Annotated in this window: 19 protein-coding genes; 10 read left to right on the forward strand and 9 right to left on the reverse strand. The window is 40.4% G+C overall.

Annotation, left to right across the window (positions count from 1 at the left end):
- Positions 1 to 6 precede the first annotated feature (6 nt).
- The 3 genes from alaS to csrA all read left to right on the forward strand — a co-directional run bounded on the left by alaS (position 7) and on the right by csrA (position 4,113).
- Entirely contained in the window at positions 7 to 2,607 is a 2,601-nt protein-coding gene (gene alaS / locus AC27JR_RS06535) for an alanine--tRNA ligase (protein ID WP_487173127.1), read from the forward strand.
- A 6-nt stretch (positions 2,608 to 2,613) separates the two neighbouring features.
- On the forward strand, positions 2,614 to 3,831 hold the full coding sequence (locus tag AC27JR_RS06540; protein WP_076919292.1) for an aspartate kinase: 1,218 nt from the start codon (positions 2,614 to 2,616) through the stop codon (positions 3,829 to 3,831).
- Positions 3,832 to 3,921: 90 nt separating this feature from the next.
- Positions 3,922 to 4,113 (forward strand): carbon storage regulator CsrA, encoded by a 192-nt coding sequence (gene csrA / locus AC27JR_RS06545; RefSeq protein WP_004587515.1) that lies wholly within the window; start codon positions 3,922 to 3,924, stop codon positions 4,111 to 4,113.
- Between the two features lie 53 nt (positions 4,114 to 4,166).
- On the opposite strand, the gene AC27JR_RS06550 is transcribed toward csrA, so the two are convergent.
- The 3 genes from AC27JR_RS06550 to AC27JR_RS06560 form a co-directional block, all read right to left on the reverse strand.
- Positions 4,167 to 4,634: a YcxB family protein gene (locus tag AC27JR_RS06550; protein ID WP_131690539.1), complete on the reverse strand. Its 468-nt coding sequence runs from the start codon at positions 4,632 to 4,634 to the stop codon at positions 4,167 to 4,169.
- A gap of 134 nt (positions 4,635 to 4,768) precedes the next feature.
- The gene (locus tag AC27JR_RS06555; RefSeq protein ID WP_008115136.1) at positions 4,769 to 4,960 is read right to left on the reverse strand and encodes a hypothetical protein; all 192 of its coding nucleotides are present in this window, start codon (positions 4,958 to 4,960) and stop codon (positions 4,769 to 4,771) included.
- A 47-nt stretch (positions 4,961 to 5,007) separates the two neighbouring features.
- On the reverse strand, positions 5,008 to 5,181 hold the full coding sequence (locus AC27JR_RS06560) for a DUF1328 domain-containing protein (protein WP_487173129.1): 174 nt from the start codon (positions 5,179 to 5,181) through the stop codon (positions 5,008 to 5,010).
- 515 nt (positions 5,182 to 5,696) lie between these two features.
- Between AC27JR_RS06560 and AC27JR_RS06565 the strand changes: the two genes are divergently transcribed.
- From AC27JR_RS06565 to AC27JR_RS06585, 5 genes are all read left to right on the forward strand, one after another.
- A complete protein-coding gene (locus tag AC27JR_RS06565) occupies positions 5,697 to 5,942 on the forward strand; it encodes an OadG family protein (protein WP_487173130.1) in 246 nt (81 codons plus the stop codon).
- Between the two features lie 12 nt (positions 5,943 to 5,954).
- Positions 5,955 to 7,736 carry a sodium-extruding oxaloacetate decarboxylase subunit alpha gene (gene oadA / locus AC27JR_RS06570; RefSeq protein ID WP_008115141.1) on the forward strand — a complete coding sequence of 594 codons (1,782 nt, stop codon included), beginning with the start codon at positions 5,955 to 5,957 and terminating at the stop codon, positions 7,734 to 7,736.
- Positions 7,737 to 7,750: 14 nt separating this feature from the next.
- Positions 7,751 to 8,881, forward strand: a complete 1,131-nt coding sequence (locus tag AC27JR_RS06575) for a sodium ion-translocating decarboxylase subunit beta (RefSeq protein ID WP_008115142.1) — start codon at positions 7,751 to 7,753, stop codon at positions 8,879 to 8,881.
- Between the two features lie 143 nt (positions 8,882 to 9,024).
- Positions 9,025 to 9,996: an aldo/keto reductase gene (locus tag AC27JR_RS06580; RefSeq protein ID WP_487173131.1), complete on the forward strand. Its 972-nt coding sequence runs from the start codon at positions 9,025 to 9,027 to the stop codon at positions 9,994 to 9,996.
- Positions 9,997 to 10,015: 19 nt separating this feature from the next.
- Positions 10,016 to 10,192, forward strand: coding sequence for a hypothetical protein (locus AC27JR_RS06585; protein WP_487173132.1), 177 nt, complete (start codon positions 10,016 to 10,018; stop codon positions 10,190 to 10,192).
- Between the two features lie 81 nt (positions 10,193 to 10,273).
- Here the strand turns inward: AC27JR_RS06585 and AC27JR_RS06590 are convergent, their stop codons facing one another.
- On the reverse strand, positions 10,274 to 11,587 hold the full coding sequence (locus AC27JR_RS06590; RefSeq protein ID WP_008110453.1) for a peptidoglycan DD-metalloendopeptidase family protein: 1,314 nt from the start codon (positions 11,585 to 11,587) through the stop codon (positions 10,274 to 10,276).
- Between the two features lie 491 nt (positions 11,588 to 12,078).
- Here AC27JR_RS06590 and tyrS point away from each other — a divergent pair, with 491 nt between their 5' ends.
- A complete protein-coding gene (gene tyrS, locus AC27JR_RS06595) occupies positions 12,079 to 13,278 on the forward strand; it encodes a tyrosine--tRNA ligase (RefSeq protein ID WP_008110451.1) in 1,200 nt (399 codons plus the stop codon).
- 49 nt (positions 13,279 to 13,327) lie between these two features.
- On the opposite strand, the gene AC27JR_RS06600 is transcribed toward tyrS, so the two are convergent.
- From AC27JR_RS06600 to folE2, 4 genes are all read right to left on the reverse strand, one after another.
- Complete coding sequence (locus AC27JR_RS06600; protein WP_008466276.1) at positions 13,328 to 14,281, reverse strand: cobalamin biosynthesis protein CobD/CbiB; 954 nt, start codon at positions 14,279 to 14,281, stop codon at positions 13,328 to 13,330.
- Positions 14,282 to 14,989, reverse strand: coding sequence for a 5'-methylthioadenosine/S-adenosylhomocysteine nucleosidase (gene mtnN, locus AC27JR_RS06605; RefSeq protein WP_008110448.1), 708 nt, complete (start codon positions 14,987 to 14,989; stop codon positions 14,282 to 14,284).
- A 113-nt stretch (positions 14,990 to 15,102) separates the two neighbouring features.
- Complete coding sequence (locus tag AC27JR_RS06610) at positions 15,103 to 15,699, reverse strand: DUF2726 domain-containing protein (RefSeq protein ID WP_008110447.1); 597 nt, start codon at positions 15,697 to 15,699, stop codon at positions 15,103 to 15,105.
- Between the two features lie 93 nt (positions 15,700 to 15,792).
- Positions 15,793 to 16,716: a GTP cyclohydrolase FolE2 gene (gene folE2 / locus AC27JR_RS06615; RefSeq protein WP_076919297.1), complete on the reverse strand. Its 924-nt coding sequence runs from the start codon at positions 16,714 to 16,716 to the stop codon at positions 15,793 to 15,795.
- Positions 16,717 to 16,928: 212 nt separating this feature from the next.
- On the opposite strand from folE2, the gene arcB reads away from it, so the two are divergent.
- The gene (gene arcB, locus AC27JR_RS06620; RefSeq protein ID WP_487173133.1) at positions 16,929 to 19,247 is read left to right on the forward strand and encodes an aerobic respiration two-component sensor histidine kinase ArcB; all 2,319 of its coding nucleotides are present in this window, start codon (positions 16,929 to 16,931) and stop codon (positions 19,245 to 19,247) included.
- Positions 19,248 to 19,254: 7 nt separating this feature from the next.
- Here the strand turns inward: arcB and arcA are convergent, their stop codons facing one another.
- Positions 19,255 to 19,971, reverse strand: coding sequence for a two-component system response regulator ArcA (arcA, locus tag AC27JR_RS06625; RefSeq protein WP_008110444.1), 717 nt, complete (start codon positions 19,969 to 19,971; stop codon positions 19,255 to 19,257).
- Positions 19,972 to 20,129 lie beyond the last annotated feature (158 nt).

Raw genomic sequence — 20,129 nt, forward strand, 5'->3', positions numbered from 1 at the left:
TTTCACATGCAGCACATGACTACCGCACAAATTAGGCAACAGTTTTTAGACTTTTTTGCCAGCAAACAACACCAAGTTGTTCCTTCTAGTTCGCTTATACCGGGTAACGATGCCACGTTGTTATTTAATAATGCCGGTATGGTGCAATTTAAAGATGTATTTTTAGGCGCTGAAAGCCGCCCTTACACGCGCGCAACTAGCTCTCAGCGTTGCGTACGCGCTGGCGGTAAACACAACGATTTAGAAAACGTTGGTTACACAGCACGTCACCATACCTTTTTTGAAATGCTAGGTAACTTCAGCTTTGGTGATTACTTTAAGCAAGATGCAATTAAATTTGCGTGGGAGTTTCTTACTGAAGTTGTAAAACTACCAAAAGAAAAGCTGTTAGTGACCATTTACCATGATGACGAAGAAGCCTTTGGCTACTGGGCTAACGATATTGGGTTAGCTGAAGATCGTATTATTCGCATTGCAACTAGCGATAACTTTTGGTCTATGGGTGATACCGGTCCTTGTGGTCCATGTTCTGAAATATTTTATGATCACGGTGAGCACATTTGGGGCGGCCCTCCGGGCACACCTGAAGAAGATGGCGATCGTTTCATTGAAATTTGGAACTTAGTATTTATGCAATACAACCGTCAAAGCGACGGGACTATGTTGCCACTTCCTAAGCAATCTGTTGATACAGGTATGGGCCTTGAGCGAATTTCAGCTATTTTACAAGGTGTACATTCAAACTACGAAATCGATTTATTCCAAGGCTTAATTGCCGCAGCTGCAAGCGTTACTAATGCACAAGACATGGATGATAAGTCGCTTCGTGTGGTGGCGGATCATATTCGTTCGTGTGCGTTTTTAATTTCAGACGGGGTTATGCCATCAAACGAAGGCCGTGGTTATGTGTTACGTCGTATTATTCGTCGTGCAGTACGCCATGGTAATAAATTGGGTGCTAAAGGCGCGTTCTTCTACAAGTTAGTAGCAGCGCTTATTGAGCAAATGGGTCAGGCCTATCCAGAGCTTGCTAAGCAACAAGAAATTATTGAAAAAGTACTGCGTATCGAAGAAGAGCAGTTTGGTAAAACGCTCGAACGTGGTTTAGCTATTTTAGAAGAAAGCTTAAGTGATTTAACAGGGGATGTGATCCCAGGTGACTTAGTATTTAAGCTTTACGATACCTATGGTTTCCCTGCTGATTTAACGGCTGATGTAGCGCGTGAACGCCAGATGACGATAGACCATCAAGGTTTTGAAGCATGCATGGCAGTACAACGTAAAACAGCACAGCAAGCGGGCAAATTTGGTGCAGATTATAATGAGCAATTAAAATCAGACAAACACACTGATTTTAAAGGCTACGATAGCACTCATTACCGTGGCACTGTGGTAGAAATTTTTGCCGCTGGCGAAGCGGTATCATTACTTGAAGATGGTCAACAAGGTATTTTAGTTTTAGACCGTACTCCGTTTTACGCTGAGTCAGGCGGTCAAATTGGTGATAGCGGTACAATTACCGTTGCCGGTGGTGAGTTTAATGTAACCAATACCACTAAATTGGGTAATGCTTTTGCGCACCATGGAACTGTACAAGGTCGTATTGGTGTTAACGATAAAGTGGATGCGACTATTGACGATGCGCGTCGTGAAAGCATTAAGAAAAATCACACCGCAACGCATATATTACACGAAGCACTGCGTCAGCTTTTAGGTGAGCACGTATCGCAAAAAGGCTCACTTGTGCAGCCAGATCGCTTGCGTTTTGACTTCTCGCATTTTGAAGCCGTGACCAAACAAGAACTGCGCGACATTGAACGTGTAGTAAATGACGAAATTCGTCGTAACTTTGCACTTAACACTGAACTAATGGCAATTGATGATGCTAAAGCAAAAGGTGCTATGGCGTTGTTTGGTGAAAAATACGATGACGAAGTACGCGTTGTGACTATTGGTGATTATTCAATCGAGCTTTGTGGTGGTACACACGTAGAGCGCGCAGGTGACATTGGTTTATTCAAAATTGTATCTGAAAGCGGTATTGCAGCCGGTGTTCGTCGTATTGAAGCGGTAACGGGTGCAGAGGCAATCGCTTATGTCAGCGAGCAAGAGCAGCAATTAGCTGATGTGGCAGCGCTGGTAAAAGGTGACAGTGCGTCAGTACTTGAAAAAGTAACAGCCTTGCTTGAAAAGTCGAAAGGACTTGAAAAGCAAGTTGCCCAGCTTAACGATAAACTAGCCAGTGCGGCAGGTGCATCGTTACTTGATTCAGTAGTTGAAATTAACGGGGTTAAGTTGTTAGTTGCCAACGTTGAAGGGACTGAATCAAAAGCGCTTCGTGGCATGGTTGATGATCTTAAAAACAAGATTGGCTCAGGCGTTATTGCCTTAGGTGTTGCCAGCGGTGACAAAGTCAGCTTAATTGCGGGTGTAACTAAAGACTTAACCGGTAAAGTAAAAGCGGGTGAGTTAGTTAACCACATGGCAGGCCAAGTGGGTGGTAAAGGTGGCGGTCGTCCAGATATGGCGCAAGCGGGTGGTTCTGAGCCACAAAACTTAACTGCAGCACTTGATAGCGTCACAGCTTGGTTAACTGAGCGTACTTAAGCTTAAGTGGCACTTATAGTTCAAAAATTTGGCGGCACTTCGGTAGGCTCAATAGAGCGTATTGAAGCGGTCGCCGACCTTGTTGTTAAAACTAAGCAACAAGGCCACCAAGTGGTGGTGGTACTCTCGGCAATGTCGGGAGAAACCAATCGCTTAATTAATCTTGCCAAACAAATCGACTCTCGCCCGAGTAGTCGTGAACTTGATGTATTACTGAGTACCGGTGAACAGGTCTCTATTGCTTTATTAGCGATGGCGATTATTAAACGCGGCCATTCAGCGGTAAGCTTACTAGCCGATCAAGTAAATATATTAACCGATAACATGTTCGGTAAAGCCCGTGTAGAAGAAGTCGCAGCAACGCGTTTAAAACATGAACTTGAACATAACCGTATTGCTATTATTGCCGGCTTTCAGGGGCGCGATATTGAGGGCAACGTGACCACGCTTGGGCGTGGTGGCACCGATACCTCTGCGGTTGAAATAGCGGGTGCAATAAAAGCGGATGAATGTCAGATCTATACTGATGTTGATGGCGTATATACAACAGATCCTCGTATTGAACCTAATGCACGACGTTTAAGTCATGTTACCTTTGACGAAATGCTTGAGCTGGCAAGTTTAGGCGCTAAAGTGTTGCATATTCGCTCTGTAGAATCTGCTGGTAAACACAATGTTCCTTTACGGGTTTTATCTAGCTTTAAACCCGACGAAGGCACGTTAATTAGTTTTGAGGAGAGCGACGTGACAAGCAATGTCGTATCGGGTATTGCATTTAATCGAGATGAGTGCTTAATTAAGGTTCATGGAATGCCACAAGGCACCAAACATCTTGCAAAAGTTTTGAAACTTTTTTCTGATAATGGCATCGAAATAGATATGATTAATCAAATTAATCATAAAGTTGAAAAAGTCGACTATGCTTTTACTGTGCATTTAAATGATTACTTAAACGCACTTGATTTGTTAACGGCTGAGCAACAGCAATTTGACGCACAGGCAATTGACGGATTAACTAATGTGGCGAAAGTGTCAGCTGTAGGTATGGGGATGAAATCTCATTCTGGGGTAGCGAGTTTATTTTTTGATTCGTTAGCACAAGAGAACATTGATGTGATGTTTGTTTCAACCTCAGAGATAAAAATTTCAGTTTTAATAGATGAAAAATACCTTGAGCTGGCTGTTCGTGCATTACATAAGACATTTTTAACAGAAAATGAATAGATTGCGAGTTTTTACTTACTTTTTAGTCTAATTTTAATTAAAATGTGTGTGCGGAATCTTATAATTTTATTGGAACATGGGAGCAAGAGAATGCTAATACTAACTCGTAGAGTAGGCGAGACCCTTATGATTGGTGACGAAGTAACCGTTACTGTTCTAGGTGTTAAAGGAAATCAAGTTCGTATCGGTGTTAACGCACCTAAAGACGTATCAGTTCATCGTGAAGAAATTTACATGCGCATACAAGCTGAAAAGTCTAACCCTAATCCGGGCAATGCTTAATCAACATAGTATAAAATGTGCTAGTTAATAACTACGATATTTATAAAAGCCACTCACTGAGTGGCTTTTTTGTTTATAAAATCTATCGTTTCATCGTTGAGTATTGCCTTAGAGATGTATTGCATACCGCTTTTACTTTTTAGCAATAGCCCGCAATCTGTAGTAATTACTTCATTAATGTCGTGCCAAGCTAACTGGTAATTCTTGTAATGATTGGTCGATTTTATCCCATCCTCGTCAAAGGTAAGGGTAACTTCAGAGCCTGATGCTCTGCTAAGCATTTGCCTTGTTACCCACCAAGGGCGGCGATAGTAAAAGGCAATACACTCAAGTAAAGCTAACATAAGCAAAAATGTACCAAGGTAATGATCGCCTAAACCATAAATGCCAAATAGCCCCAATGCCACAAGCAGCGCTAATAAAAAGTATTTAGGTTGTGCACGCTTGCTATAAGGCAACGACTGGTCGAAGCATTCATAAAAGTAAGGTTTATCGAGTTTATAAGTTGTTGTAAATACCATGTGTTTACACTTAAAAGCTATTTTTTACTATTTTAGCCTAATGCGCAGCTTAAAAGGGGAAATGACTAAAAACTATTTATATTTTAGGCATAAAAAAACGACCCGTAGGTCGTTTTTTAGCTAAATAAATAACATTAGCAATTTGTTTCTTCGGCATTAACGCCTTCTTTTACTTCTTCACAGGTGTCTTCTACTTTGTTTTGCACATCTGTTACTGCTTCGTCAATGCGTTCACCCGCTTCTTCTGCATGATTGTCTTCACAACCCATAATAAATGCACTTGCGAATAGACCAATAGCAGCTGCTTTAAGTGTTGATGATTTCATAATGTAATTCCTTGTATATAAATTTAAATGAGTGTGTTGTGTTTTATCTACCTGGGGCTTTTACCACGTAAGGCGCCAGAGACTAGTGAAATAACCAGTAAAACTAAAAAGATAAAAAATATGATCTTAGCAATTCCAGCTGCGGCTCCTGCAATACTGCCAAATCCTAAAACGGCTGCTATTAGTGCGATCACCAAAAATGTAATTGTCCAGCGTAACATTGTCATCTCCTTGATTTATCTAAGTGTTAGTTTGACATGAGCGAGTAATGTGCCAGTATTTTATTTTGTTTTAAATCAATGGTTTGTTTTTTTTTACGTGATTGGCTTTATATTGAGTTGGTAATTTTTACGATTTTATCGGTAACTTATTCACAGTTGTATACGGTGAGATAATAAGTAGTTAGTGCAGTTCTTTTTTTGGTAAGACCAATTAACATTTGTTTTAAGGGTTTTAAATGGGTTGGCATGATGGGTTTGCTTTTTATGTGTTTTTACAAAGTATTAGGGGTTTTATATATTCTTTGTTTATAACGAACATTTTTATCATCTATATATATAGGTCAAATAAGCTATTTTAGGTGGTGTTAACCTTATTGGTGATATGTTACTTTTAGATTAATTGGTTTTACCAATTTACAACATGTAGACAAAAGAATAGTTTTTGTTACTATTGGTGAATAATTATTTAAATAAACTGACTTTTTATGTGGTTCGGTTTGAACAGGGGGAGAATTATGGATATAGGGGCTTTACTCACAACTGCGGGCAATTTAATGCTAGCAGGTATGGTGGGCGTGTTTGTATTTCTTTCTTTATTGATTGGTGCAGTGACACTCATGTCTAAGCTGGCTAGCAAGTTTTCTCAGCCAGAACTCGCAACATCACATAGAACACCATCTTTTAAATCGCAAGGTGTGCCAAATGAGCACATCGCTGCAATTAGTGCTGCCATTGCTCAGTACAAAGCAAATAATAATTAGAGGAGCATACCAATGGCTAAATTAAAAATAACAGAACTTGTACTTCGTGACGCACATCAGTCGCTTTTAGCTACCCGCATGCGATTAGACGACATGTTACCTATTGCAAAAAAAATTGATGACGCAGGTTATTGGTCTATTGAATCTTGGGGTGGGGCTACCTTTGACTCATGTATTCGTTATTTAGGTGAAGATCCGTGGGAGCGTATCCGTGCGCTCAAAAAAGCGATGCCAAATACGCCACAGCAAATGCTACTTCGCGGGCAAAACCTATTAGGGTATCGCCATTATGCAGATGATGTGGTTGAGAAGTTTGTCGAGCGTGCGCACAAAAATGGCGTAGATGTATTTCGTATTTTTGATGCCATGAATGATGTGCGTAACTTAGAAACCGCTATTAAAGCGGCGGTTAAAGTAGGGGCGCATGCGCAAGGTACTATTTCGTACACAGTAAGCCCAGTACATACATTAGATATGTGGTTAACGCTTGCAAAGCAGCTAGAAGAATTAGGTTGTCATTCAATTTGTATTAAAGATATGGCGGGTCTGCTTAAGCCATATGATGCAGAAGAACTCATTAAAGCGTTAAAAGAAACGGTTTCAATACCTATTGCTATGCAATGTCATGCAACAACAGGGTTGAGTACAGCTACTTATCAAAAAGCCATTGATGCTGGCATCGATATGCTCGACACCGCTGTATCATCTATGAGTATGACCTATGGTCATTCAGCAACCGAAACAATTGCTGCAATCGTGGAGGGAACAGAGCGTGATACTGGGCTTGATTTAAACCATCTAGAAGAAATTGCCGCTTACTTTAGAGACGTACGTAAAAAGTACGCTGCGTTTGAAGGCAGTTTAAAAGGTGTTGATGGCCGCATTTTATTAGCCCAAGTGCCAGGTGGCATGCTAACCAACATGGAAAATCAGCTTAAAGAACAAGGCGCTGCTGATAAACTAAATGAAGTACTACTTGAAATTCCTCGAGTACGTGAAGATTTAGGTTTTATTCCACTGGTAACACCTACTTCACAAATTGTTGGCACTCAAGCGGTATTAAATGTGCTCACTGGTGAGCGTTATAAAACTATCACCAAAGAAACTGCTGGCGTATTAAAAGGTGAGTATGGTTCAACACCTGCACCAATGAATAAAGAGCTACAAGAGCGTGTACTTGATGGCAGTGAGGCCATCACCTGTCGTCCAGCCGATATTATTAAACCTGAACTTGAAACGCTCGAAGCTGAATTAAGCAAGCTTGCTCAGGAGCAAGGGCTAACTTTAGCTGATGAGCAAATTGATGATGTGCTTACCTATGCGTTATTCCCACAGATTGGGTTGAAGTTTATTAAAAACCGTAATAACCCTGATGCATTTGAGCCTGTTCCTAGCGCTGATGATAGCGCCAATAAAGCACCTGAAAAATCAGCGGCAAACAATAAAGGCGTTAAGGCAGAGCAGTACAGCGTTAAAGTAGACGGTAAAGTATACGATGTCGTGGTTGCTCAAGGTGGTGAGCTTAAAGAGGTTACGTTAAAAGACTCTGAGCATATTCCACAGTCGGCATCGGTTGCCTCGGGTGAAACATTGAATGCGCCACTGGCTGGTAATATTTTTAAGATTAAAGTAAAGCCAGGTCAGGTAGTCAATGAAGGTGATGTGGTGATTATTATGGAAGCCATGAAAATGGAAACCGAAGTACGTGCCATGCATACCGGTACAATTGCTGAGTTGCTTGTTTCTGAAGGTGATTCAGTATCAACCGGTGATGCAATGATTGCACTAGCTTAAGGAGTGAACAGAGGATGGATGGTATTTTAAACCTCTGGCATGCCACAGGCATTGCTAACTTTACATTTCCTGGGCTGATCATGATTGCCGTTGGCTGTTTGCTGTTATTTTTAGCAATTGCCAAAAACTTTGAGCCGTTATTGCTACTGCCCATTGGTTTTGGAGCCATTTTAACCAATATTCCGGTGGCTGGTTTATCAGATCCTGGTGGCTTACTTTACTATGTTTATTATGTTGGTATTGATACCGGTATTTTTCCGTTATTAATATTTATGGGAGTGGGGGCATTAACTGATTTTAGTGCCCTAATTGCCAACCCTCGTATGTTGCTACTAGGTGCTGCGGCGCAGTTTGGTATTTTTGCGACGTTATTTGGCGCTATTTTACTTAACTTTATTCCTGGGTTTGAATTTAGCTTACAAGATGCTTCAGCAATCGCAATTATTGGTGGTGCAGATGGGCCAACTGCTATCTTTTTAGCGTCAAAATTGGCACCTGACTTATTAGGGGCTATAGCCGTAGCTGCCTACTCATACATGGCGCTGGTGCCTATTATTCAGCCTCCAATTATGCGTGCGTTTACCACGCCTGAGGAACGTAAAATTCAAATGCCAGAGCTGCGTAAAGTATCTAAAAAGGAAAAAATTATTTTCCCGCTGATGGTGCTTACTTTAACTGCCATATTCTTACCTGCGGCAATTCCACTGGTTGGTATGTTCTGTTTAGGTAACTTAATGCGTGAGTCGGGTGTAGTTGATAGGCTAAGCAACAGTGCGCAAAACGAAATTATTAATATCACCACCATATTTTTAGGACTTGCTGTAGGCTCTAAGCTTGCTGCAGAGCAGTTCTTAACAGTGGAAACTATTGGTATTTTAGTACTGGGTGCACTAGCGTTTGCTATTGGTACAGCCTCAGGTGTATTTATGGCAAAAGGCTTAAATAAAATATCAAAAACTCCTATAAATCCATTAATTGGTGCTGCAGGTGTATCCGCTGTGCCAATGGCTGCAAGGGTAGTTAACAAAGTTGGGCTTGAAAATAACCCACATAACTTCTTATTAATGCATGCCATGGGGCCTAATGTTGCAGGGGTGTTAGGTAGTGCCGTTGCAGCAGGTATTTTGCTCGCTCTTGTGGGTTAAATGTAATTTAGACTCAACCTATTAGCGCAGTTTACTGCGCTTTTTTTTGCCTAAAATTTGATGTTTTGACTTAAGCGGTTTCTTGTATAGAGTTTTTTGTTTACAGTAGTCATTCTTCATTTAAATTCTTAAAGGTTACTGGTATGCATCATACTCCATTGGCAAAATATCTCCCGAATGTAAGCAAGCTTGTTTTTGGCTGTATGGGTTTGGGAGGCGCATGGAACAAAGATGCGATCACCAGTGCGCATTTACAACAAACTCATTCATGCATAGATGCCGCCATTGAAGGCGGAATTAATTTTTTTGATCACGCTGATATTTATACCTTAGGCAAAGCCGAGCATGTTTTTGGTCAAGCTCTGGCTGAGCGTCCCGAACTTAGAGAACAAATGTATATTCAGTCTAAGTGCGGTATTCGCTTTGCTGATGATAAACACCCACAGCGCTATGACTTTTCAGCTGATTGGATTGAGCGCTCGGTAGAGGGCTCATTAAAGCGATTAAATACCGATTATTTAGACGTACTTATGTTGCACCGCCCTGATCCTTTAATGGAAGTAGAGGAAGTTGCGCAAGTATTTAGTTGTTTAAAAGAAAGTGGCAAAGTGCGCCATTTTGCAGTGTCTAATATGTCGCAACATCAAATACGCTTTTTGCAACGCGCTTTAGATATGCCGATTGTGGCAAATCAAATAGAAGCGAGTTTACACAAGCATCAATGGGTTGATGAAGGCGTTTATGTGGGTAATGCCGATGGCAAAGATATTAACTTTACCCCAGGCAATATTGAATATTGCCGTGAGCATGAAATTCAGATTCAAAGTTGGGGCAGTTTATGCCAGGGTTTATACTCTGGTGGCGATTTATCAAAGGCCTCACCTGCAGATATTAATACCAGCATTTTAGTTAGTAAGCTTGCCATACTCTATGGCACAACAGCAGAAGCTATTGTATTAGCATGGCTACTGCGCCACCCAGCATCAGTTCAACCAATTATTGGCACGACTAATATAGAGCGTGTAAAAGCATCCTGTGATGCTGTTAATGTTAACTTAAGTCGGGAGCATTGGTATGAGCTATATATCAGCGCGAAAGGCTGCGCTTTACCATAACCTGATGTAGGGTGATGATATGAACATATTTGTTATTTTAATTAGCCTAGTGATTGCTTTGGTGATCATTATTCCGTTACTGGAAAAATACCAAAGTAAAATGGGGCTTGAGAGCGCCACTAAATATAGTAAGTACATTTGGCCACTGGTGATGATCTCTTTGGTTGTGCAGCTTATTTATGTACTCATAAATTAAGTTTGAAACTTAAATATCACACACAAAAAAGCCTTTGCGGGTTACCCCTGCAAAGGCTTTTTTATTTAACCATTAAGATCTTTATTTAAGTGCCAATTGAAGTTCACGATTACGCTCAAGTTGCGCAATAAAGTTATCAGCAATAGGCTTAAACTTAGCAAGCTCTGAGCGTGGTAATGGCTCAGATTTAGGTAATTTCACGGTTTTAGGGTTACGGTGAACACCGTTAACCAAAAACTCGTAATGTAAGTGCGCTCCAGTTACTCGACCTGTTGAGCCTACAGTACCAATTTTCTCACCTTGTTTGATTTTTTGCCCTGTTCTAACTAGACGCTTGTTAAGGTGTAAGTACTTAGTAACGTACTGCGTACCGTGGCTAATAAATACGTAATTACCATTGTATTTACTGTAGCCCGCTTTGATCACCTTACCATTACCCGATGACACAACTGGGGTGCCTGTACGTGCGGCGTAGTCAATACCTCGGTGTGCTTTTACTTGTCCTGTAACAGGGTGTAAGCGGCGAGGATTAAAGCTTGAGCTGATATATTTAAAGTTTACTGGTGCACGTAAGAAGGCTTTTTTCATACTGCGACCTTCAGGGGTATAAAAATTACCGTCTGTGTGTCGAATTGCTGTGTAGCGTTCACCTTGGTTTATAAATTCAGCGGCAATGATCTTTCCAGTGCCAATAAATTCACCGTCAACAAAATGAGACTCATAAATTAAGCCAAATTCATCACCTTTACGGATGTCATTTGCAAAATCCACGTCCCAACCAAATATATCGGCAAAGTTCATTATTTGGCGTTCACTTAAACCTGCTGCGATCGCCGATGTCCAAAAGCTACTAGAAATTTCACCACGTGCGGTTTTGCTCAGTGTTTCTATTTCTTTGCTGTCAATTGAAGTGTCGTATTGGCCTTCGTCATTTAGGGTGACAAATAAGGTATCTGTTTTAGAAATAACATAACGTAATTGAGCTAACGAGCCATCTTCTGCAGTTGCAAAACTTAGTGTTTCACCAGGGTGAATTTTGGTTAGCTTACGTGTTTCAGCATTGGTATTAACCAGTTTATAAAGCGTTTGCGCAGAAAAACCAGCGCGCTTAAAAATGATCGCTAAATTGTCACCATTTTTAACAAGGTGATCGACAAAATCGTACTCTGGAAGTTTTTGCGCTGCTTGCTCTGAATTTAAGTCGGTGAGTTTTTCGTTTTCACCTACTTTTATTTGTAATTCGTAGCGCTTACCAATCTCTAGCGTGTTCTCGCTATTGTCTTTGGATGCAGTGGCTTTTTCAGAAGGTAAAAAAGCTAAGGCAACAATAGCAGAAACCAAACCTAGAATGAGCATTTTGTGTTTTTTGGGGAGCGTGTTAACCACGTGGACCATAACGTGCCTTTTTCTGCTGTCAAGATAATAAATAGATTATATTGCAGGATATAACGAATAATCTGTGAATACTAGTATTTTGTAGATTTAAACTCGCGTTAAATTAAGCTAAAATCATAGGGTATTCAGGCTGTTTGTGTTTAAAGTTGAACAATCGGACTATTTTATATTCTTGGATACTTTGCTTTTTCATCGTAATGTTAAATTAGCTTTTAAAACGATTTAATAGCGAGAAGTGATTAATTTATAAACTGTTTTTTGGGTTTTTATAAACACCTTTAGCGTATTATTAATCGCTCTTTTATATCCCTTTTTAGAACGTACACCCTGCATTTTAGTCGGTGCTGCGATTAGTTAAAAAAGTTGTTCTAATTAAGTGGAAATTTGTTATGTTAGCTAAATAGTTTTATTTGCTTTGTTAAAACGCGCTAGCAATAAATCGTGAGCATATTACACCCCTTCGTTGTCAGAATTTTTTGGAGTAACACACAGTGGATTTACAAACCGCTCTAGCAGAGATAAAACGCGGTGCAGAAGAGATATTAATTGAAGATGAGTTGGTTGAAAAATTAAAGTCGGGGAAAAAGCTAAAAATTAAAGCTGGTTTCGATCCTACGGCTCCAGATTTGCATCTAGGTCACACTGTACTAATTAACAAAATGAAAACCTTTCAAGATTTAGGCCATGAGGTTATTTTCTTAATTGGTGACTTTACCGGTATGATTGGCGATCCAACGGGCAAAAATGTAACCCGTAAGCCACTGACTCGTGATGATGTGCTTGCTAATGCCGAAACCTATAAAGAGCAGGTTTTCAAAATTTTAGACCCAGCTAAAACAACCGTTGCTTTCAACTCTACGTGGATGGAAACATTGGGCGCGGCGGGAATGATAAAATTAGCCGCTCGCCAAACTGTGGCGCGCATGCTTGAGCGTGATGATTTTAAAAAGCGTTATGCTGGCGGCCAATCTATCGCAATCCATGAGTTCTTATATCCACTTGTGCAGGGCTGGGATTCAGTCGCACTTGAGTCTGATGTTGAACTAGGTGGTACTGATCAGCGCTTTAACCTACTAATGGGTCGTGAGCTGCAAAAAGATGAAGGTCAAAAACCACAAACCGTACTAATGATGCCTTTACTTGAAGGGACTGATGGCGTTCAGAAAATGTCAAAGTCACTAGGAAACTACATAGGTATTACTGATACGCCTAGCGACATGTTTGGTAAAATCATGTCAATTAGTGATGTATTAATGTGGCGTTACTATGATTTGCTAAGCGGTTTGTCTATTGAGCAAATTGCAGCGCAAAAACAGCGTGTAGAGCAAGGCACTAACCCGCGCGATATTAAGATTGAATTAGCGAAAGAGTTAATTGCACGTTTCCATAGTGAAGCAGACGCACAGGCTGCTCATGATGACTTTATTCAGCGCTTTCAGAAAAAAGCACTACCTGATGAAATTCCAGAGCTGACAGTAAATATTGATGAAGACACGATTTTAATTGCTAACTTGCTAAAAGAAGCGAGCTTAGTAGCGAGCACTTCAGAAGCTATGCGTATGATCAAGCAAGGTGCTGTAAAGCTTAACGGCGAAGAAAAAATTACCGATACCAAATTGGAAGTAGCAAAAGGAACAACCGCTATTTACCAAGTAGGTAAACGTAAGTTTGCAAATATTACCGTAGCTTAAAACTTTATAAAGTATAAAAACCAGCTTCGGCTGGTTTTTTTATGACTGATTAAACAGTTAGAACGGCCCTTATAATTTCAACGCTAACAATAACGAGTAGCCAAAAAAATCGGGCTTGATTTAGGGTGTTCAGTAGCTTTGGCATATCATCGGCACTTGGCAGGCGCTCAGCACCTACCCGCATTTTATTGAAACGCTGCTTACTATAAATAGCAGGCCCACCAAGTTGCACTCCTAAAGATGCAGAGCACACACTAAGTAACCAGCCAGTATTGGTTTGATAAAAATGACGGCCATAATGCTTAATATAGTGCATGCTTTTTTTACTGGCTTTAAGTGACGCTATTGTCAGCGCGAGTAACCGCATGGGAATGTATTCAACAATAAAAAGAACGAGTTTAAGTGGCGTCAAAAAAGAGCTGTCGGGGGCTATATCAGTGCGCCATGCTTGTTGGATTAAGGTAAGTAAACGGTAGGCGAGAGCGGCAATGGGGCCCAATAGTAAAAAAATAAAAATAACTACAAAATAATGGCGAGCTGTTCTCAGTATGACACTTTCCATGACCGCTTTAATAACCCCAGGGTTTGAAAGTGCGTTAACTTCACGGGCTACTAGTGGTTTTAATAATTCTCGCGCAGTCGATTTTTGATTCTTTTTGGTTAATTTCGCAATGCGGATCGCTTTTTTATTCAGGCTAGTGCTTTCTAAGCATAAATATAAAATAAGACCGGATAGCAGTTCAGGGTAAAAGGCAAACTGCAGCAGTAAAACCACAATAATCATAATAACAGCTAAAACAAGGGTGCTTGCCAGTGAAGCGGCTAAATAATGATATTGTTTGCTGTCTGTTTTTTTATAAATACGCTGACCAATCGCGTTAAAAATGGCAGAAAGTATATGATTAGGGTGATACCAGCTAACTAAAGGTAAAAAGCGCTCAGCTAGGAGCGCACAAATAAATACAATAAAGTCCAAATGATTTTGAACAATATTATTGAGCATTTACAGCGTAACCGCCGTTAACTTTTCTAGTAATGCCACCACCATTTTTGATGAATTAATAGAGGCTGTTTCTAAGTACTCTTCAAATGACTGTGGTGACTCTTTGCCAGCAATATCAGACATTGAGCGAATAACAACAAATGGTGTGTTAAGTGCAAAACACGTTTGTGCAATTGATGCACCTTCCATTTCTACTGCCAGCATTGTAGGGAAGTCACTGCGTGCTTTTTCAATGCGAACAGGGTCACACATAAATGAGTCACCAGTACAAATTAAACCAACAAGCGTTTTTACTTCGCTGATTTGTGCAATTGTTTGCTCGGCGGCTTCTACTAGCTTAGGGTGCGCTGCAAAACCTGCTGGCATTTGTGGTACTTGACCAATTTCGTAACCAAACGCTGTTACATCTACATCGTGATGACGAACTTCTGATGAAATCACCACATCACCAACGTTAAGTGAAGGGTCGAAACCACCGGCAGAGCCTGTGTTAATAACACAATCAGGCTTGAAGTTATCGATAAGTAAAGTGGTTGCAATAGTTGAAGCAACTTTACCAATGCCTGATTGCACTAAAGTAACGGTATTGCCCGCAAGCTCACCAGTATAAAACGTAAAGCCTGCTTTGGTTAAAATCTGTGGATTTTGCATCGCCTCGCGCAAAATTTTAACTTCTGGCTCCATTGCGCCAATAATACCAACATTCATAGTGTTAAATTCCTAAGTTTGAATAGCCTGATTATACGTGAAGTCAGCTATAAAAAACAAAAAAGCGAGCCATTTAAAATGCTCGCTTTAATAGATTGCTTGTAATTCGATAGTTATATTTCAGCAAGGGCAGTGGAGTGTGCTTTTGCTTGAGAAGGTGATAATACTGCTGGCTTATGTACTCTTGCGCGAGTCGGGCGTGCAGGTTGTGATTTAGCTGGCTTACCTAATTTAAACATAATAGCATCGCGAACTTCACTTGGGCGGTAACCTGACTTCACTTTCATACGAATATGCGGAATGCCAGCTGCTTCTAATGCACCATTAACAAACCAATCACGTTGTGCTTTGTGGCCATCTTTGTTGGCGTTGTTGACTAAGTCAACCGCGGCCACTATGGTCATTTTTTCTTTGTCTACTAGCACAAAATCGAGCTGTTTATTTTTTGCTTTAGCCATTGCCGCACGTTTAGATTTAACAGACAGACCTTGTTTACAGTCAATCACATCGATTAGTTTAACGCGACTAACAATTTTATATTGATCGCCAACAGCACGCTCTAATAAGCCCAGAAACGCCCCTTCTACTTGGGTAAATACACTTTGTTTACGAGTAAAAGGATAAGGGTTTCCGCCATCATCATTAAATTTTGACGCAACCACTGATGCCCCAACAACTAGCACTAATATTAATAATAAAGCGAATTCCATACGGTAACTCCATAACAACAAATTGACACTGCTTTTCTAAAGCAAGTTATGTGCCCAAATAGTTGTTATGGCTATTTTAGTTACCGTTGTTATTTAAAGTGCTGTGTATCCGCCCTCGATACCTTTTACTGCAATCGCAACTGCATCATGGGCATGCAAAGACTCATAGTGATTAATTTGTAAAAAGTAGTCGCTATACTGTTTTGCTTCTAAGGTGGTTTTAATCTTTCGTGCTGCATCTTCACAAAACATCAGGTTTTGACCATTTAAGCGAGCAAACTCTTGTTCGTCTTCACGCTTTACCGCGGCTTGTACTGGTGTTTTAAGCTCATCTTCTAGTAGATTGATTAGGTTAACCACATCAAACTGTTCAATATTATTCGCTAGTTTAACTTTAATATTGGCAATAGAGCGCTGTGAATGCGGGGTCGCGACAATCCCTTGAGTTGTTCCAAGCCACTCTAAAACCTCAGATTGAGTTAGTGTTTCTTGAGCAAACTTTTCGCTAAACGCATTTTGGATCAGTTGACGAGCAAGGGCTGCAGAGCAGGGACAGGTTGATGAGTAAGTAACATCAACACTGAGTTCAAAACTAATGACACCTTGATTTATGGTACTAGTAAGTACAATAGGGTAGCTTTTCCAGCCCGCTTTACCGCTGAGCAATGATTTACGGCGCAGTGGTAATTCAAACTTAAATTCGATTTGTGCTTTATCGCTCAAGCCTTCATGGCTGGTGATAAAGGTATCTAATGCTTGTGCTAAGGTGTGTGGGTTGACCTGTTGCTCAGTTGAGAGGTGATCAAGTGCTAAAAACAGACGCGACATGTGGATGCCTTTAGCATCCTCTTGGTGTAAGTTAACAAAAGCGCGTGCTTTTGCATTAACGGTAACTGGAGCTAAATCAAGAGATTCAAAAATAAAAGGCAGCTCTATATCGGCCATACCTACCCAGTCTAATTTACCTGTTTGTAATGCGGCAGCCGTGTTAGCAATATCTGGCATAGTCGTTTGCATGATACGTTACTCGTTATTTGCAATATTTAAGACGCCGCATATTACACTAAATAAAGATTTGCTGAAATGCAGCAAATAACAGCAAACATGAAATTTTATTGTTTTTGTCGCACAACATGAAAATAGCTGATAGAAAATGCTAAAATTAGCTTTTAATCATACTTACTTATAAAAACTAAGCATTTAGCTTTAGCTAAGAGAAAAACTGATATATGACTGATTCTTCTTTGAACCCGTGGGTTCGAGTTCTTTCCAGTTCAATAACTCGTTTTGGTGAGTTTAAAACTGCAGCTATTTGCTATGCATTATTACTGACGGTATCGCTGGTTTTATCGAGTATGTTTTACTATGTTGCCATAGGGGAAGTGAACTTAGTTGATATACTCGCTGTGGTATTTTTTACCTCAGTTGTTTCTCCTTTGGTGATTAGCGTACTGCTTAACTCTATTCGGCAACTTGATGCCTCTTATGCCTATTTAGATAGTGCCACAAAACAAGAAAAGCTTTTAAATCAAACCCTCAAAGACAATATTAATCGTTTAAACATTGAAATTGACGAACGTAAAATGGCCTTTCACGCCAAGCATAGAGCAATAGAAGAGCTCAGACGTGAAATTGCAGAGCGTAAAAAAACGCAACAAGAGCTCGCCCAACAAGGCATGTTACTGCGCTCAATTGTCGACTCCTCGCCAGATTTATTTTATTACCGCGATAACAACGGGGTATTTGCTGGTTGTAATAAAATGTTTGAAGAGGTGATGGGCAAAACCAGTGGCGAATTAATTGGTAAAGCCGCAGAAGAAATATTTCCAAGTCACTTTTTATCTGAAGTACTCAGAACCGATGAGCAGGTTGAACGGACTCATCAAGGTTTAACTATTGATGTAGAGTATTCTGTAAATGGTGAGATAAGATGGTTTGAACTCAGAAAACTTCCCTTTATCAATGAGCAGGGCGATTACATAGGTTTACTCGCTTTTGGTCGTGATATTACCAGTCGTAAAGAAGCCGCGCAGGCACTGGAGACTGCTTATAAAGACAAAGGAAAATTTATTGCCACATTAAGCCATGAGCTGCGTACTCCGCTCAATGGTATCGTCGGTTTAACCAGAATGCTATTGGATACTGAGCTTAATAAACAGCAGCGTAGTTGGTGTAATACGGTATTTTCAAGCGCCGAAACGCTGGGTAACATATTTAACGATATTATAGATTTAGATAAAATTGACCGTGAGCAACTCGATATTGCCGCTAACGAAATTAATGTGTCTGACTTTATCAATGATGTGGTTAACTTTGCAGGCCTTATTGCTGAGCAAAAAGAGCTTTCCTTTGAAGTGAAGCGTTCGGGCATGCTTGATATATACGCCTTACTTGACCCCACACGTTTACGCCAAGTGGTGTGGAACTTAATTAACAATGCGGTTAAATTTACCCAGCAGGGCAGTGTTACCTTAGATTGCGGTAGAGAAAACCGCGAAGATGGCCCATGGCTTATTATAAAAATACTTGATACCGGTGAAGGGATCCCGCAAGAACAACTTACCCGTATTTTTGATATGTATTATAAAGCGCCTGATCTTAAAGGGACTAATGCAATTGGATCGGGTATTGGCTTAGCTGTAACAAAAGCGTTAGTAAGTGCTATGAAAGGCATTATAACTGTTAATAGCACCCCCGGAGAAGGGAGCTGCTTTACCGTACAAATTCCGCTGAATTTATGTAGTGCACCTACCGAGCATAGTTATGTGGGACGTAGCTTATATATTTTATTAGTGGAAGATGTACCACTTAATGCTGAAATCGCAACTAACCTATTAGAACAGCGTGGGCATGAAGTGTTGTGGGCTGAAACGGGTGAAGATGCTTTATCGTTTGTAGAGACCGAAGATGATCTTGATTTAGTATTGCTTGATATGCAGCTTCCAGATATTAATGGTGATGAAGTAGCAAGGCAAATACGCGCACAAAGCCATTTTGATCAGCTACCTATTGTGGCACTTACCGCCAATGTTCGCAGTGCTGAAGAAGAGCTTGAGGGAATTTCTATTCAAGGAGCGTTAGCTAAACCAATAAACACCAGTAAGTTAGATAATATGCTCGCTGAACTCTTTGGTATTAAACAAGCGCAAACCGAGGCTCCTCAACGAGTAGTTAATCAAGAGTTATTAGATCAAATAAATACTGACTTGTTAGATGTTGAAACCATTGAAGACTTTGTAAATTCGATGGGCGTTGAAGTATTTAAACGCAGTAGTCAGCTGTTTGCAAAGCTAAATCCGCAGTATCAACAAGAGCTATTAGCGTCATTAAAAGCAGCAGACAGAGAAGAATACAAATCCGTTGCGCATAAGTTAAAAGGTGCCGCAGGTTCGGTCGGTCTGAATGATGTGCAGTTGCATGCCAAGCAAATGGAGCATGGTGCGCTGGAGCAAAGTGATGAAGTATTAACAGTTTGGCTTGATGAATTAGCAGACAAAATAAATGAAGGACAACAGGCCCTTCATTTATTTTTACAACAATTAGAATAAAAACTAATTAGCTGTCGATTTTACCAATGAAGCGGTAACCTTCACCATGAATGGTGCTGATTAACTCAGACGTTGAGTTGTCGCTTTCAAAGTGTTTACGGATACGACGAATAGTAACATCAACTGTACGGTCGTTAGCGCGAAGCTCACGGCCAGTCATGTGCTTAATTAGCTGCTCACGACTAAATATACGACCTGGAGAGTCAAGCATTAAACGCAGTGCTCTGTATTCGCCTTTAGGTAGACGCTTTGCGTCTCCGTTTGGAGAAGTAAGGCAACGACTGTTTTCGTCAAGTTCCCAACCGTTAAAGGTGATCACGCCATTGGTTTCAATAGCTGATTCTTCACCACCTAATGCAGTACGCGTAATTAGGTTACGTGCACGAATAGTTAATTCACGTGGGTTGAAAGGCTTAGTAATATAGTCATCAGCACCAATTTCAAGACCTAAAATACGGTCTACATCGTTGTCACGGCCTGTTAAGAAAATAAGACCAACTTTGCGCTTTTGGCGTAATTCGCGAGCTAAAATAAGCCCGTTTTTACCTGGCAGGTTGATGTCCATAACTACAAGATTGACGTCATCGTTATTTGTAAGCTTATCATGCATATCATCGCCATCAATGGCTTCAATAACTTTGTAACCTTCAGCTTCAAATAAACTAACGAGGTTTAGTCTAGTTACGTCTTCATCCTCTACGATCAGAATGACTGGCGTTTGCATCTTTAATTAACCTTTTTGGAGTGTGTTTTATTTATAAAATCGGCGTGATCATCAGAGCCGACTACTAGAATTATAGGATTATATCTAAATGTTAACAAGTAAAAACAAGTTAGATAAAAACAGCTGCGCGCCCAAACCTACTTTGACGTATTATTAAA

The sequence above is a fragment of the Pseudoalteromonas sp. NH0006-26 genome (assembly GCF_057552415.1).